General features: G+C 53.6%; 17 protein-coding genes and 1 pseudogene. 2 read left to right on the forward strand and 16 right to left on the reverse strand.

Annotation, left to right across the window (positions count from 1 at the left end; translation table 11 throughout):
- The 3 genes from AC222A_RS16770 to AC222A_RS16780 all read right to left on the reverse strand — a co-directional run.
- Positions 1-1,029: efflux RND transporter periplasmic adaptor subunit (locus AC222A_RS16770; protein WP_486775294.1), on the reverse strand; the 1,029-nt coding region annotated here is incomplete at its 3' end.
- A gap of 144 nt (positions 1,030-1,173) precedes the next feature.
- Entirely contained in the window at positions 1,174-1,806 is a 633-nt protein-coding gene (locus AC222A_RS16775) for a phosphoadenosine phosphosulfate reductase domain-containing protein (protein ID WP_372748824.1), read from the reverse strand.
- Positions 1,807-1,960: 154 nt separating this feature from the next.
- Positions 1,961-3,505 carry an aldehyde dehydrogenase family protein gene (locus tag AC222A_RS16780; protein WP_372748823.1) on the reverse strand — a complete coding sequence of 515 codons (1,545 nt, stop codon included), beginning with the start codon at positions 3,503-3,505 and terminating at the stop codon, positions 1,961-1,963.
- A gap of 220 nt (positions 3,506-3,725) precedes the next feature.
- On the opposite strand from AC222A_RS16780, the gene AC222A_RS16785 reads away from it, so the two are divergent.
- Positions 3,726-4,748, forward strand: a complete 1,023-nt coding sequence (locus AC222A_RS16785; RefSeq protein WP_486775295.1) for a hypothetical protein — start codon at positions 3,726-3,728, stop codon at positions 4,746-4,748.
- Between the two features lie 35 nt (positions 4,749-4,783).
- Here AC222A_RS16785 and AC222A_RS16790 read toward each other — a convergent pair whose 3' ends face one another.
- From AC222A_RS16790 to AC222A_RS16825, 8 genes are all read right to left on the reverse strand, one after another.
- A complete protein-coding gene (locus tag AC222A_RS16790) occupies positions 4,784-5,560 on the reverse strand; it encodes a bestrophin-like domain (protein ID WP_486775296.1) in 777 nt (258 codons plus the stop codon).
- 120 nt (positions 5,561-5,680) lie between these two features.
- Entirely contained in the window at positions 5,681-6,109 is a 429-nt protein-coding gene (locus AC222A_RS16795; protein WP_486775297.1) for an NUDIX hydrolase, read from the reverse strand.
- Positions 6,106-6,444, reverse strand: coding sequence for a tRNA-binding protein (locus AC222A_RS16800; RefSeq protein ID WP_486775298.1), 339 nt, complete (start codon positions 6,442-6,444; stop codon positions 6,106-6,108). The genes AC222A_RS16795 and AC222A_RS16800 overlap by 4 nt, the downstream gene beginning before the upstream one ends.
- A 16-nt stretch (positions 6,445-6,460) precedes the next feature.
- A complete protein-coding gene (locus AC222A_RS16805) occupies positions 6,461-6,922 on the reverse strand; it encodes a GNAT family N-acetyltransferase (protein ID WP_486775299.1) in 462 nt (153 codons plus the stop codon).
- A 104-nt stretch (positions 6,923-7,026) separates the two neighbouring features.
- Positions 7,027-7,278, reverse strand: coding sequence for a GlsB/YeaQ/YmgE family stress response membrane protein (locus tag AC222A_RS16810; RefSeq protein ID WP_372783001.1), 252 nt, complete (start codon positions 7,276-7,278; stop codon positions 7,027-7,029).
- Positions 7,279-7,516: 238 nt separating this feature from the next.
- Positions 7,517-7,930, reverse strand: a complete 414-nt coding sequence (locus AC222A_RS16815; protein ID WP_372810886.1) for a GFA family protein — start codon at positions 7,928-7,930, stop codon at positions 7,517-7,519.
- A gap of 16 nt (positions 7,931-7,946) precedes the next feature.
- Positions 7,947-8,384, reverse strand: coding sequence for a DUF2834 domain-containing protein (locus AC222A_RS16820; protein ID WP_372782999.1), 438 nt, complete (start codon positions 8,382-8,384; stop codon positions 7,947-7,949).
- 128 nt (positions 8,385-8,512) lie between these two features.
- Complete coding sequence (locus tag AC222A_RS16825; RefSeq protein WP_486775300.1) at positions 8,513-8,881, reverse strand: MmcQ/YjbR family DNA-binding protein; 369 nt, start codon at positions 8,879-8,881, stop codon at positions 8,513-8,515.
- Between the two features lie 368 nt (positions 8,882-9,249).
- Between AC222A_RS16825 and AC222A_RS16830 the strand changes: the two genes are divergently transcribed.
- Positions 9,250-9,801 (forward strand): GXWXG domain-containing protein, encoded by a 552-nt coding sequence (locus AC222A_RS16830; RefSeq protein WP_372750444.1) that lies wholly within the window; start codon positions 9,250-9,252, stop codon positions 9,799-9,801.
- An 84-nt stretch (positions 9,802-9,885) separates the two neighbouring features.
- Here AC222A_RS16830 and AC222A_RS16835 read toward each other — a convergent pair whose 3' ends face one another.
- The 5 genes and pseudogenes from AC222A_RS16835 to AC222A_RS16855 all read right to left on the reverse strand — a co-directional run bounded on the left by AC222A_RS16835 (position 9,886) and on the right by AC222A_RS16855 (position 14,654).
- Positions 9,886-11,193 carry a DUF2254 domain-containing protein gene (locus tag AC222A_RS16835; RefSeq protein WP_372759777.1) on the reverse strand — a complete coding sequence of 436 codons (1,308 nt, stop codon included), beginning with the start codon at positions 11,191-11,193 and terminating at the stop codon, positions 9,886-9,888.
- Between the two features lie 168 nt (positions 11,194-11,361).
- Positions 11,362-11,541, reverse strand: a pseudogene (locus AC222A_RS16840) (BCCT family transporter); the annotation flags it as partial.
- A 23-nt stretch (positions 11,542-11,564) separates the two neighbouring features.
- Entirely contained in the window at positions 11,565-12,434 is an 870-nt protein-coding gene (locus AC222A_RS16845; RefSeq protein ID WP_372799465.1) for a cation diffusion facilitator family transporter, read from the reverse strand.
- A gap of 58 nt (positions 12,435-12,492) precedes the next feature.
- Positions 12,493-13,422, reverse strand: coding sequence for a glutathione S-transferase family protein (locus AC222A_RS16850; RefSeq protein WP_372750358.1), 930 nt, complete (start codon positions 13,420-13,422; stop codon positions 12,493-12,495).
- Between the two features lie 692 nt (positions 13,423-14,114).
- Complete coding sequence (locus AC222A_RS16855) at positions 14,115-14,654, reverse strand: GDSL-type esterase/lipase family protein (RefSeq protein WP_486775301.1); 540 nt, start codon at positions 14,652-14,654, stop codon at positions 14,115-14,117.
- Between the last annotated feature and the right edge of the window lie 415 nt (positions 14,655-15,069).

A 15,069-nucleotide genomic window follows, 5' to 3' on the forward strand; every position in this document is an offset into this window, starting at 1 on the left:
GCTGGTAATCAACCGGTCGCCGGGATTGAGGCCGGCCAGCACCGGCAGCTCATCACCCGCGCTCGCTGCAAAGGTGGGCTCGACTTCCCGCACCCGCCCCGCTTCGTAGATAAACACCACGCGCCGACGATTGCGATCCACAAGATGACCTTTACTCAGCACTAACGTATCGGAGCGGACAACGCCTTTCATATTGACCAGTGCCGACATGCCCGGTCGCAGCAGCCGGTCCCGGTTATTTACCGTGAGCTTGACCGTGAAATTGCCGGTGCTGGGGTCTGCCTCCGAACTCACCAGCTCTACCCGCGCTGGAAACTCGCGACCGGGTACCGCCGGCGTTGCAACCGTCGCTTCATCGCCCAAACGCAACTGATTAACCTCGCGCTCACTGACAAAGGTAACAACCCGCAAGGTATCGGCGACCTGCAGCACAGCCAGCGGATTGCCTGCCAGCACCGTCTGGCCCGGCTCAACCCGTTTTTCCACGACCACACCATCAACGGGACTGATTATGCGCGTTTCCCGTAAGTCCTTTTCCGCCAATGCCAGACTGGCCTCGGCCTCCTCTACCCGAGCTTTCGAACGCTCGTAATTTGACTCGCTATCTTTCAGCTGCTCCCTTGATAACGCGCCCCGCCCCATCAGGTCCCTATAGCGAAAATAAGTCTCACGGGATTTTTCAAGCTCCGCGCGCGCACTGAGCAGGCTCGCTTTCGACTGGCGTACTCGTAGCTGTTGCTTCTGCTCATCCAGCTCAATCAGCAAATCGCCAGCACTGACATTCTGGCCCTCGCGAAAGGAGACCTTCGAGACCGTGCCGGAAAAGTCGACGCTGATCGTGATTTCTTCGGTGGTTTCAAAGTGTCCATAGGCGGGGAATGCCAACTGCCAATCGCGGGGTTCAAGCACTATGCTCGTGACCGCAAGTTCTCGCTCAGGCTCCACTTTCTGGACAACGGGCACGCTTTTTTCACACGCAGCCAGAAACAGAAAAGCGGTCAGCAACAGGTAGGGTTTGGCGTGTCGCATCAGCGATAATTCCTCAGAGGCAAGTCGCTGATTCTACGTGAAGTATGGCTATCAAACAGTGTTGATTACTAAGCGGTAAGAATTGCCGCTTTTTTGCTCGGCCCGGAGGGGAATGTAACCCGAGGTGTCTGAACACACAGCGATTCAAGCTGCGGTGTGCAGACCACACTCAGCGTTTTCGGCAACTTTGGTCGGATCGAAATAGTGCTTGCAGCTGGGTAGGCTGTGCTCTTCCATATACTGCTGCACGTCGTCTTGAGTCCAGTGGAAAATAGGCGCCACTTTCAACAAACCACGTGCATCCCAAGAGAGAATATCCAGCCCCTTGCGAAAGTCGGTCTCTTCCTTGCGAATACCCGTAATCCAGATTTTTGGCTTGATCGCATCGATCGCGCGGTTAAAGGGCTCCAGCTTGACCTGACGAGTGAACTCCTTGAACAGCTCGGGCGTATCGTCCGGGTGAGGAATACCGCCCATAATCGCGTTGCGACGCTCCGCTGTCATTTCCGGAATATAGATCTGCATATTCGGCTTGAGATCTTTCATCAGGCGTTCGGCCACCCGGTAGGCATCGGGTACGTTGTAGCCACTGTCCACCCAAACTACCGGCACACTGCGGTCCACCGAAGTGATCAGATGCAGCATAACAGCCGCATTCTGAGAGAAGCTGGTGCTGGACATCACCGGCTCGCCCAGTGACAGGGCCCAACGGATGATGTCCTGCGGGGATTGCTCCGCAAGCTCAGCGCTGATTTTGGCAATGTCTAGGTCTTTCACGCGTGCCACTCATAGGGAATTTCAACAGGGTGGCAACGATAGCACAGGAAACTGGGGATTAGAAGAAAAAGCTCAGTAAAAACAGTTAGTTATAACATTTTGCGATATGCTTATAACAGTACAGCCCTCCCCGTGTGGGGAGGGCTGTCGCGGTTCAGGCCAGCCAGCGGCCCAACGGCGTTTTAGCCCACAGAATGTTCATGAACTTCTTCATACCTTCCACATTCTGGCTACTGTAAGGGTAACCGCTCTGCAATTTACCTTTGCCTTTATCGATCAGAATTGGCTGAGCAAAGCAGTATCCGCGCAATCCGGTGATGCTGTTCACCTGGCCCACACCGCTGTGCTTGCGACCACCAAACGGCGCGGCGGGTACGCCGTATGTCATGGCCATATCGTTCACACTGACACCACCAGTATCGATGCGACGCGCCAGATTAAAGCCTTTATCCAGATCCGCAGTCCACACGTTGCCGTTCAGGCCAAACTCGCTTTCATTGGCCAGGCGCAGGGCCTCATTTTCGTCGCGCACTTTCTGAATACACACAATCGGGCCAAACGTTTCGTCACGCATGATATCCATGTCGTGAGTTACATCTGTCATCACCGTTGGCAGGTAATACAGCCCCTTTTGTGCCGTATTGCGGCTGCCACCCACCAAAATCTTCGCCCCTTTGGCGCGCGCGTCCTCCACGTGGCTTTCGATAATCGTCATCTGCTTGTCCCAGAAAACCGCGCCCACATCCTCGTCGCCGCCATGCTCAGGCCCCTGCTTCAAAGCCTTGGCTTTTTCCACCACCTTGGCCACAAATTGGTCATAGACGCTTTCAACCACGTAAATACGCTCGGTACCACAGCAGTAGTGCCCGGTGTTCATGCACGAGCCGGCCAGCGCGCCGTCGGCCGCTCGCTCCAGATTAGCGTCGGCGCAGACAATCATGGCGTCTTTGCCGCCCAGCTCCAGTGTCACCGGAATCAGCTGACGGGCACAGGATTCGGCAACCTTGCGGCCGGTATTCACACTGCCGGTGAAGGAAATCTTGTCCACTCCAGATTCCACCAGATCTGCGCCGGTCTGACCGTCACCCATCAATACCTGCAGCAGCCCGTCCGGCAAACCTGCCTCGCGGTAAATATCTTCCAGAAGCTTGGTAGAATACGGCGTAACTTCTGAGCCTTTGAGAACTACAGCATTACCCGCCAGCAGCGCTTGCGCCGCCGGGTTCGCCGCCAGTACGAAGGGGCCGTTCCAGGGCACAATCACGCCCACCACACCCAGCGGCTTGTAAACAATCTTCATCTTCTTCGCCAGGCCCACAATACCCGGCACTTTACGTTTTTCCGTGGCGAGAAATTTTTTCGCGTGCTTGGCGTAGTAGGTCATGGCGTCAACCACGGAGAATATCTCCATGCTCAGGGCATCTGCCGGCACCTTGCCCGTTTCACGAATCACGGTTTCACAGATTTCGTCCTGACGCTTCAGAATGATCTGTACCGCTTTTTTGATGGTTTTGGCCCGCTCTTCAACAGCCAGCTCACCCCACGCTTTCTGAGCCTCACGCGCCTTGGCCACAGCGGCCTTAACATCGTCGGTATTGGCGCAGACGAGCTCACCAATGGGTTCCATGGTGACCGGGCTGGTCAGCTGATATACCCGGCGGTTCTCGCCAGCCTTCTCAATCGGTTGATAAATGGACATAGGGCCCTCCCTTCCTGTCAGTGCGACTAATAGTTATTAGCCTCCGAGTATACTCCGAGCCCAAGACGGGTAAAGTGTCATTCCGTTAAGGTAATAGTGATAAATGCGGCCGCCCGTCGCCGTGAGGTGACATGAGGGTCCATCCCTATTTCACCGCTGCCCGAGTTGTGGTCAACTGCCCCCACAATAATGAATACTCGCAGTAGCACGGACCGCCTTCATGCCTTACCTCGTTTTTCGTAGCCTCTCATTGCAGCGTAATGCCCTTGCCACACTGATCATCAGCGCACTGCTCAGCGCCTGCAACTCACCCGGCAGCACATCCCCGGCACCTGCCGATGACTGCGCAACCGATTGCCGCGCCGTGCCGCCATCGGAGAATCGCACACCAGCCACGAGAACCGAGGACACACCACCACGCAACACTGACAATTCCGAGAGCAGCAGTCGCACTCGGGCGATTTGGGTTTGGGGCTCAAAGGTGGTGTTAGATTCCGACGCCCGCAACCAACTGTTTGCGTTTGCCGCCGAAAAATCGCTAAACCGGTTCTATCTTGAGGCCTCCGAGGCCCTGCGCTATGACCAAGACGCACTGGCGGCCTTCTTCACTATCAGCCAACAACGCGGTATTGCCGTCGAACTGCTGTTCGGTCAACCCGATTGGGCCCTGCCTGAAAATCATCATCAGGTAGCCAGCATTATCGATCGGGTAGCTGATTTTGCAGCGCGCTACCCGGATCTAACAGTTGCAGCCATTCACTTGGATGTTGAGCCCTACCTGCTGACCGAGTGGGAAACCGAACGCCCGGAACTGATCGCAAGCTTCATTGATCTGCTGGAAAGCGCGCGCTCGCGAACCCATCGAATAGGCCTGCCACTGTATGCCGACATTCCCATCTGGTTCGACGAACACGGCATCTTTCGCAACGGTCAGGCGCGCACCTTACACGAGCTGGTCATCGACGCGACCGACGGCGTAGGACTAATGGACTATCGCGATACCGCTGAAAGAATTATCAACGATGCCAGCAACGAGTTGACCTACGCCGACAGGCAAGGCAAGCCGGTGGTGGTCGGCGTGGAAACACTCTGCATCGAGCCCACATGGATCACCTTCTGCGAAGAGGGCAGCGACTATATGGACGACGTGTTACACAGCGTAGAAAGTGAATTAAAAAGCTATTCCAGCTATCAGGGCATTGCGATTCATCATTTTGATTCTTATCGAATATTGCAGCCCTGACAGCTATTCGGACGAGTATGTCTCAGTGGAGCGAACTACTTTTGCAGCATTACAAGGCTGCTCTGATCCACTTGAATTAATCCGCGCCGAGGTCTGTCCAGATCGATAATGATAAAAACAATCAATGAAATCAGAAACGAGACCACGACGGTAGGCGCCATCACACGCTTGCCGCCCAGGCCGCTGGAATAACCCAGAATGCCCCCCGACGACAGGAACACGACAAACAACAATAGCAATACAACCTCGGGCACCTGCATCTGCAAAAAGGCATTGCGCTCTCCCTGCCGATCAATCATATCGTTCAGAGCCGTAATAAATGCCCCCGAGGTAACCGGGCTCGGCGATAACTGTGCCGCCTCTACCGCTACTGCCCAGATAGCATTTTGTAAGTCCGAGATGCGCTGGTTAAACTCACGGCGCTTTTCCAACTGCGTCAGGTCTATTTGGCTAGCCGCAATACGCAGGTCAACATAGTCATCCAGCATGCTGGAAACTTCTGCGTGAAATTGTTCTGGCAACAGTTGAACCCGCAACATCACGGTGCCAATGGCATTAGCCTCATGAATCAGGGCCTGATTACGTGCGTCATAGCGCTGCATGGACATACTGAAGGTAAAACCCAGCATGAGCGCCAACAGACCGAGAATACTTCCCTGAATGGCACCGGTTAAGGTTTTAACTTCATCATTGGTTTGACGCTGCACAAAGCGGCCAATACGAAAGCCAGCCTCGTTGCAGCCGATGATCAAGGCAAACAGAACGAAGGTGATGGCAATACTGGAAAAGCCGTATAGCAGTTGTTGCGACATAACATGCTCTCAAACGAAAACGTGAACCCAACCAGCCAACGGTATGCATGCCGGCGCGGCCACTTTAAAAACCGCACTATAGCAGCTCCCAGCGCCGATTATTCCTTAGCCAGCCGATATTTATTGCTGCCGCAGCCAATACGCCTCAACCATTTTCTGCAAGTGCGAAATGGCATCGGCGCGCCTGATAAAGTCTGTCACTGGCATAAACTGCCAGTACTGCCCCTCCTCGCCCAGCCGGATCTTTGTCTGCTCGGCAGGCGCAAGGTTCGCCGTAAAGAAGTAACCCGGCAATCCATTAAACTCGATGGTATAGAGCTGCCCGTTAGAAAGTTGCTCTGGAGACAGAACCAGTGAGAATTCCTCATTCAGTTCACGCAGAACGCAGCTCTGTGGCGATTCAGAGCCTTCACGACCGCCACCGGGTAAATCGAGCAGTCCCGGGTACGGAATATCCTCGCGCTGGTCACGCTTGTAAACCAGAATCGAATCACCACAGAACAGCGCCAGCTTCGCGCCGTCGAATGACTGGTAATCACTGCCCGTCACGCCAGCCTACTGCCATTAGGCACCGGCTTGTCGGGTACTGCCAGAGCCACAGCCCCGTCTTCTCGGTGAAACCCGGTAACCAGGCACTCGGACATGATGGGGCCAACCTGCTTGGGCGGAAAATTGACAACCGCCACGACCTGTTTGCCAACCAACGCGTCGAGGCTATAGAGATCCGTTATCTGCGCGCTGGACTTTCGAACCCCGATGTCCGACCCAAAATCCACCTTGAGAATATAGGCTGGACGTCTGGCCTGCGGAAATTCCTCCGCATCAATAATTGTCCCAACGCATAGCGCGACCTTCTGAAAATCATCCCACGCAACAGTATCCACAATCCGCTGCATCCTCTTAGCAAAGCGTGGCATGCATTATAGTGACTGGCGTATCCCGATAAACCTCCTGCGACCAGACTCTCCATCCCAGTTTTTCGTAAAAGCGGCTTTGCTCGTCGGTAAACAGGTACATCTCTGAGTAGCCGCCAGCGTGAGCCAATGCCATAACGGCCTCCACGAGTTCACCGCCGACGCCTCGACAGCGCCAGGGTTTATCCACATACACACTGGCGAGCCACGGGGAAAGCTCCGAATGAGTGTCCATATCACAGCTCACCAATGAGGCAGACCCCACCAGTTCACCGTTTACTTTACCCACCAGCGTACTCGGCAATAATGTGCCAGCGAGATAAGCCTGCATCTTCGCAATTCGGTCAGACAGGCTCTGTCCAGGATTGAGAAAGTGCCACTGCGCATGATGCCATTGCGCCAACTGCGGCAGATAATGCGGCTCGTCCCGCAGATTCACGATTTCCATTTTATTCCGTTAACTGAGTAACCCTTTTTACGAGCCGCACTTTACCGAGGAGATACGGCGGCTGCCCGTTGCGCGTATTTTATAATGCTTTGTATCGGCTTGGCCTATACCCGTTTAATCAACCGCACAATAAACAGCAAAATCACAGCACCAACAGTGGCAGTAGCAATAGAACCGAGCAAGCCCCCGGCTGCTATCCCAACCAGTGAAAATACATGCCCGCCAATAACCGCCCCGACAATGCCGACCACAATATTGCCCAGCACGCCAAAACCGCCACCGGACATAAGCTTGCCTGCAAGCCAACCGGCCAGCGCACCAATAAGCAGGAAAACAATCAAACCCGTGATATCCATAAACACAGCTCCCTATGCTAGAAAACGAATGATAGAAAGAGGTTATCGTTTACTCATGACAGCAACGCTCGCTGGCAAGCTGTCACACACAACTAACAGTGTATAGAGATCACTTAGTGACTGAAGTGGTGAATTACCAAAACATTTGAGAACTGTGAATTATCTGGCGCACACAGCGTGTATAGTGAATTATTTACGTTCTCGCGCCTGCCCTCTGATGCTTTGGCAACCAAACTCATCACTCACTGTATAGCTTGAAGACTTCCTGTCCCGTTAAGGTAGGTGTCTTTTCGGCAAAGCTGTATTCGTCCGGCTTCTCGTCAATAAAAATCTGTTTTTCAAACGCAAGCGTAGGCCGCTGGTCAAATAAGCCCATCGGTAATACGTAAGCATTGTGAGCCTTGAGCCGATAGTATAAATGTGTACCGCAGCGCCCGCAGAAAGCGCGCTCTGCCCAGTCCGATGAAGCAAATACACTTATCTCCCCGTCCACCGTCACTTCCGAACCGCACTCTACCCCCAGAAAGGGTCCACCACCCCATTTTGCACACATGCTACAGTGGCAGGCATCAAACTCGGATTTAGCGTTTTTTGCATGTAAAGTAACCGCGCCACACAAACAGCTCGCTTTTAACGATTGTTGTTCAGTCATAATTCGCTCCCTCAAATCACATAACAATAACACCCGCAGACAATGTGACTGCGGCCAATAATAGTAATACGAGTATATCGTGGTACTTCAAAGACGCCTGCGGCAACGCTGTTGTCTCAGAAAGCTTGATCTCACGCATGGCCAGAAACAATGGAAAGGCGAAACTGATGGCTATCACTGCACCTGCTAACACATAGCCGGTGATGTATTTCACCCCAATGCGGCGGCCTTCTACATACATCCAAAGGTTACAGGCCAGCGCCAGATAGAGAATATCCACTGTCAGAAACTTTCCGGCCGGATTGGCATTAAGCAACGCGTCTTGCCAAAACGCCATGTTAGCCTGTGCGAAGCCATCACCAAGATAAGCAACAGCGTGGTACCAGCTAAACACGAGCGCAAGCAGCGCTATACTTGTGTACAGCACAATGAGTATTTGAGTTTTACGTGTCACCTGTTTTCTCCTGCACAGAATTAAAGGTCTGAATCGTTGCGAAGATCTGGGCAGCCTGTGCGTTTTTATATGCTCGTTCGGTGAGCCAGGCCAATCGGCGTCGCCGAGAAAAACGCGACGAGAGCTCTTCAGGGTACCTGATTCAGCCCAAGCTCCTTTTGCAATCTTTTGGTCAACCCAAGTGAAACAATACGATACGACTCACACTTGTAGTATTCGAGCTGATCTTCTTCAGCCAGAGAAACATCGTAGACCTGTATCCACTTCATTCCTCGTGAAGCCAGATACGGCGCCGGGCGATATCCGGGCTGATTGCCCAATACCTCAAAATTAAGTTCGGACGTTTTGAAAGTATAGGCGGGCGATTCATTTTTCTGCCAACCACCAATAGCAAAAACCTTACCGCCAACTTTCCAAACGTCTGAACCGCCCCACTGAACAACATGGGTTGTCACCGGCAAAGCAGCGCAGAATGTATTAAATTTTTCGTAGTCCACAATCGTCGGCGTCCGGCTGAGTCGTATCCAGAGAGCAAGCAAAAAATCTCATCATAACGTCGAGTGGCAATCGAGTGATTCAAAAATCGCTATGTGGTGTCAAGCCCTGCGTCAGTTATCCCCCACGCTGCCCCTCTCCCTCTAGGCGGCGCGACGATTCGAAAGGGCCGGAGTGAGGGCGGCTGTCAGCATAGAACACCCAACTAAAACCTATCTACCTGAACCTTTCAAAAGGCTACACAGAAGCCCGTAGAAGTACAATGCTGGCCTACCAGAGTATTAAGGGCGATACTCATGTACATTGCAGCCAGAGTATGCAGATTCCAGTCAAAGCGGCATAACAAGCATGGCCGACCAGGAACGAACACATGACGACATCCTACTCCGAACCCGCACGAAAAACCCAACAGAAAGCGATGTCTCTTTCGGAGGCGATCGCGCTCTTTGAATCGCTTCCGGAAGTTGAACCGGAGGAGATGATCGGATGCTGGGTGGGTGAAGAATTTCCGACCGGGCACAAGATGGATGGCATCCTCAAACGGTATGGCTGGCGCGGCAAGCATTTTTATTCGCTGGACGACGTACACCCGCTAGTCTTCGAAGCCACTCTCTTTGGCACATTGCGACTCGCGCCAAGAAGAGTATTCTTCGGCTTAAGCCTACCTCGGGCGATTATTGCATCTCCACTTATCGCCAACCTGTTCCGCTTGTTGATGCCGGTCTTTATGACCACTCGCGCACAAGCGCGCTTACGGGTTACCCGATACCTCAATAGAACAACCGCTACCATGATTTACGATGGGCTGCCCATCAGAGACGCGTTTGTCTGGCTGGATTCAGACACCCTGCTCGGCGCTATGGAGCGCAAGGGTGATAGCACGCCGTTCTTTTTCTTGTTGCGCCGTGCAAAAGAGCTCTAGCAGAAAAGCTAACGAAACAGCACATTGTAAAATCGACCATACCGCCAACGTTTTGGGTTCTACATATTCTGCCGGCAGATAAATTTAGTAATTGCGCTGAGACCCGGTTTCTGAAAACATCGCCACGTCCCGCACCGCTGTATAATCTTCCTCCATCGCCAACGCCGCTTTTGCTCGTTTGAGCGCCAGACGCCCATGGTACTCGGCAGCAGCTCGCAAAGCCGGGTCACCCACCAACGCCAGTGCATGTAGTGCCTTCTGCAGCCGTACCGCCACCTCGACCATGCCCGCGCCATCGCGGGCAATCGCTGTAAACGCATCGTCAAACATATCGCGTACAGAAATCTCGGGCACTTCAACGCGATCATAGGACGGCGCCTGCTCGTCTTGCTCCACCGCAGGCTCTCCCCACAGCACAAGCAATCTCAGCAAAGTACCGATCACTCCAATAGCGGTACCGGGATCATTTACTGCTGGTGACAGCGCGCGACCGGCAATCTCAGAAAGCACCACCAGACCAAAGCGCGGATCGTCATCAAACAGGCGATCAGGACCAATATGAAAGGAGCGCACTACGCGTGTATCGTCAAAGTCTTCCTGTTTCTGCTCCAGCCCCTGCTCCCGAGAAAGGCCGCTTATATAGGCTAGCGCTCGACCGGGCGCAGCGAACGTACCAGGCAACGCCGCCACAATAACCCGAACATCGTTTTCTTCTGCCCAGGCCTGAATAGCGGCAATATCGATATGCTGAACATAGCCCACACTGGTGGCAACCACTGTACGTCCATGCGGCTCGCTCGTTAATTTTACGCCGCGCAGTGTTGGCGCGTTGCGACGCCGTTTAAGTGCGGCTGTTGCGGCCTTTTCAACCTTTTCTATTGTCGACCCCATCCGCCCAAGGCGGGCAATGCGATCAACCCAACGCACAAAGGTGAAGATGACCATGCCAAAAACGCACACCGTCAGCACAAAAAGGATAAAGAGACCCGCCGCCTCAAAGTAATTGTTCTTTACGGCGACCAACGCCACCACACTGAAAATAAAGGCGCCCACAAAAGTCGACAGAGCATTTTGCGAGGCGTCGTCGCCGACAACCAGGGTGAAAGACCGCGGGGTTGCAGTACTGGCTGCTGAAGCATAGGCAGACACCATCGATGCCACCGAGAAGGTGGCAATCACCAGCATACTGCCAGCCATTATGGACAAGAGTGTTTCAACCGATTCGGCCGCAATCTCCGGTACATGCTGAGCCAGCGTGGTGCCATCAACAAGCTTGGCAATAAACGCCGCAACGATGGATAACAGGCAAACAACGAGTGGTTTAACCCAAAGCCGGTCTTTAAACCGGCCGAGAAGAAAGCGCAGGCGATCTCCAGACAAAATGGCGGCCATGTAAACTCCCCTGTGATCAGCGAACAGCTTCCGGCAATGACAATGCACACTGCAATGCACAGCGCCGTGCCATATTAGTCCCACGGATTACCTTTCGAGACAAGCCGTTAGTGGCAGTGCGCACCGCCGGCCGACAAGCAGACCTCCAAAGCGACGCAGACAGCCTCTCTAGGCGGTCGCCTGACACTTACCGTTATACAGGCTCACGCACATCACCAGCAACAGTACGGTAAACGGCAATCCCGCAGAAATCGCACCCGCTTGCAACGCCTCCAATGCCTGCTTACCACCGTCATAGAGCGTAGCCCCGTCAGCTAGCCCCTACATTGTCGCCCAAAACATACGGCGGTCTGGATGATCAGCGCTCTACCCTAATCTGCACTGAATGGCTCAATATGAATATTGATGTCATAAACGTTGAACTGCTCTGCAAGCTGGTCCTCTACCCGGTCTGCAATGTCGTGAGCTGCTTCGGTCGTCAGCGTGGCATTGACCGCAATCACAAGGTCTACAGCGCACACCTGCCCGATCCAGCGCGATCGAACTCGGCTTACCCGACGAACACCTTCAATACAGCGCACCGCCGAGCGAAGCGCATCAGCGTCGATCGCGCGTTCATCCAACAGCACCGGTAGCGTACTCTTAAAAAGCCCTATGGCGATGTAAAGAATGAAGACCGCCACGGCTAATGCGCAAGCTTGATCGGCCCACCACCAACCCATCGTCGAAAACTGCCAGGCCGCTATGACACTGCTTGTAATCAGTACGTCAGATAACGTGTGGTTTGCATCTGCCAGCAAAATCTGGGAGTCCAACTGTTTGGCCCACCGACGTTGCCACCAGGACAGCACAATGTTTATAACCAGCACCAGCACCATCAAGCCAAGTTCCAGGCGGCCGGACACGATTTCTGGCCTATCGCGGGTTAGGGCACGAATGGCCAGTTCAAAGGCCAGGGTGGCCAATAGCGTGGCGAGAACAAAAACTGCCACCGTCTCGAACTTCCGGTGGCCGTATGGGTGTTTAGAATCGGCGGGTTTAACGGAATGGCGGGTAACAAACCATGCAACAACATTATTGAACGCATCGGTAAGCGAATGAACGGCGTCCCCCAGAATGGCCAATGACCCGGTGCTAATACCCACACCAAGCTTGATGAGTAGCACAGCCAGGTTGGCTGCGCCCTCAATAAGAATCACCCTGAGAACATTGGAGTCGCGCGTATCCATAGGGCTAAGCATAGCCTGAATTCCGAAAATCGCTTAGCGGCGTCAGCCCTCACGCTCTCGCCGCGCTGGGCTAATCCTGCACGACCTTCACCGAGTACCCCTCCCGAGGGAAATGCACGTGAAGCTTGCCGAACTCATCGGTATCTCTGGCGACAATGATCCGCTCATCGGTTACCGCAGCCAAAATGCCCTTAACGGGTTGAACGCCGTAATCAGACGGGGCCACCTCTACCCGCGTACCAATCGCCACCGGCACATTCTCAACGCTCGCGGGCAGCGCGCGTGGCTCTGAATCTTTGGCAGCCGCAAAGGCTACGCTCTGGGATATTTCTTCGCGGCTACCATGACCGATATCACCAACGCGCTGAAACCAATCCAGAACCTTCGGCCCGGCCTGTAAGGGGCGCCGGTTGCAGTTAACGTGCAGCCACAGCGGATGATAGGCCGCCAAATCAGCAACTGAGGGCGATTCGCCGTTTATCCAGGTATGCGCGCCCAAGCGCTGCTCTAGCGCATCCAATAAGGCCTGCAGTACCGGCCCCGCCGCCTCGCGCTGGGGCGCACGGGCCGATCCGCCTTTGAGCAGGCCCGAGCGATCTTTCACAAAGCGGTACATGCCCACAGGGCCAAACTTGCGAATCATGGTGCCAACCAGCCGCAGCGGCGGAACCGCCCCAATCGCTGCAAAGAAAGCCTCTTTCTCTGCCTGCTGCATCAGTGCTGCCGCTTCACTACTCATCGATTGAGGGTTCAAAGCTTCGCATTGGGTTGCCGCAGCCACTTCTCGTGAAATCAGCGCTGTATCACAGAAAATATCGGCACCCGACTGCGCCACGGGGATTCGGCGGTATCCACCAGTCAGCGGATCAAGGCTTGGTCTCGGTGGCCACGCCGGCGACAGCATGGAGTACCAGTGAGAATTGGTTAAGCCAAACATCAGCCGAACCTTTTCAGCATAGGGAGAACCATCGTAGTGATGAAGAATCATTGGATCGGTCATGTGAACACTCTTGAGTAGTCGCGGGAGAATATGAATGAGATCACGTAGCCTACGCTGTGCCGGCTCAACGCGCCACTCTGATCAAAAAAAAAGCACATTGCAAATTAGCGCACTCCAAGCCAGCCGAGACGAGAAGTCTGCACACCGATACCCTAGCGTTCCGAGGGGCAATTAGCACCGGCGCGCTAGCCTGCTCTACTCTACGACTTCTGCCGCATAAATCGTATTAAAATAAAGCGCCCCGCGTTTTATCAGAACAGCCACCTCAGCCCCGGCACGACAATGCTCAAGGCTTGCAATAAGGTAACTGCCATTCTCGGCTTTAATCGTGGCGTGCTGGAGCGACTCGGCACCACCCAGCACCCTACAGCGCTCAACTTTACCGCGCAGAGTAGTTAACACCTCGCCTTGCGCGTTAAATGCGAGCACGGCATAAAAGCAAAGCAGCAAGAAAACACAAACTAAGGCTATACGCATACGGATAGTACTTGGTGAGTCGTCATAATTGGGCGGCTTATCTACACAGTCAGCTTCTTCAGAGCACGCATTATACGCCGCCAAGTATAAAACAATCCCGGCTAGGCGCAAAAACGACCAGAGCTATACCCTATATGCACCTGAATTTTGCACTTTCGATTATTCAGCAAAGATTCGGCGAAACACTGTGCGCTACAGGTGGCGTGCTCGGGGCGTTAATTGATAGCCCCGTGGTCTGATAGAAGCTCATAAATACCTTCGGCCATCAGTGCATATCCCTCATCATTAAAATGAATGGCATCTGACTTCTTAGACGGACTGCGCATCAGGCCTGCAATCAGGCTAGCGTCGAAGACCAAATCATGTTTCTCAGCCAGGGCACGATAAAAAGGCGCAGAACTGGAGAACAGATTCTTTTCGGGCACACCGATAAGTACCACCTGAATACCGCGATCCAGTGCCAGCTGTATCATCCTGTCCAGATTCTTCTCTACTTGCGCAAAGCTCTTATTCCGCAGAATATCATTACCCCCTTCCAGCAGTATCAGAAGACGAGGATTGTGTTCCTCAATCACTTTCGGAAGCCGAAGTAGCCCCTCATGAGTGGTTTCTCCAGAAACCCCAGCGTTAACAACGGTCAACCCTGAAAGCCGGGCCAGCACGCTGGGGTAACTGTTGCCTGTGCTGGCACCCACACCCGCCGTTAAGCTATCGCCAAAGGCTATAACAACATCCGCGCTATCAAGCGTTGTCAACTTGGGTGAATCACAGGCCTGCAATAAGCAAGCGGAACACAAAAAAAGCAGCATCCTAGCAAGCTTATGCCCTATAGACCCACTCCTTATAAACCCATTCACTGCAAATCGAAGCCTCATAAACCTGCCCCATAGACTTACGCCTATTACACTCTGCGAAATAAAACCGCCTACTCTCTATTGCGGTGATGCACCACCTCGGCAGTACACACCCTGCGAAAGCCTATCTCGCTCCAGAGAACATATACCATCCTGCAACCCATTGGTACCGGGGCTGCAACTCAGCCACACGTTGATCTCACGAACGAATAAAGCGCGTTTTATGAACAATGTACTGGTACTCTACCTAGAGCGAACCTAGCATGCAGTATTGGCACAGGGCTGTAACAGACCAACAAAGAGATTGAAGAGACCG

This window comes from Litorivivens sp., assembly GCF_057445395.1.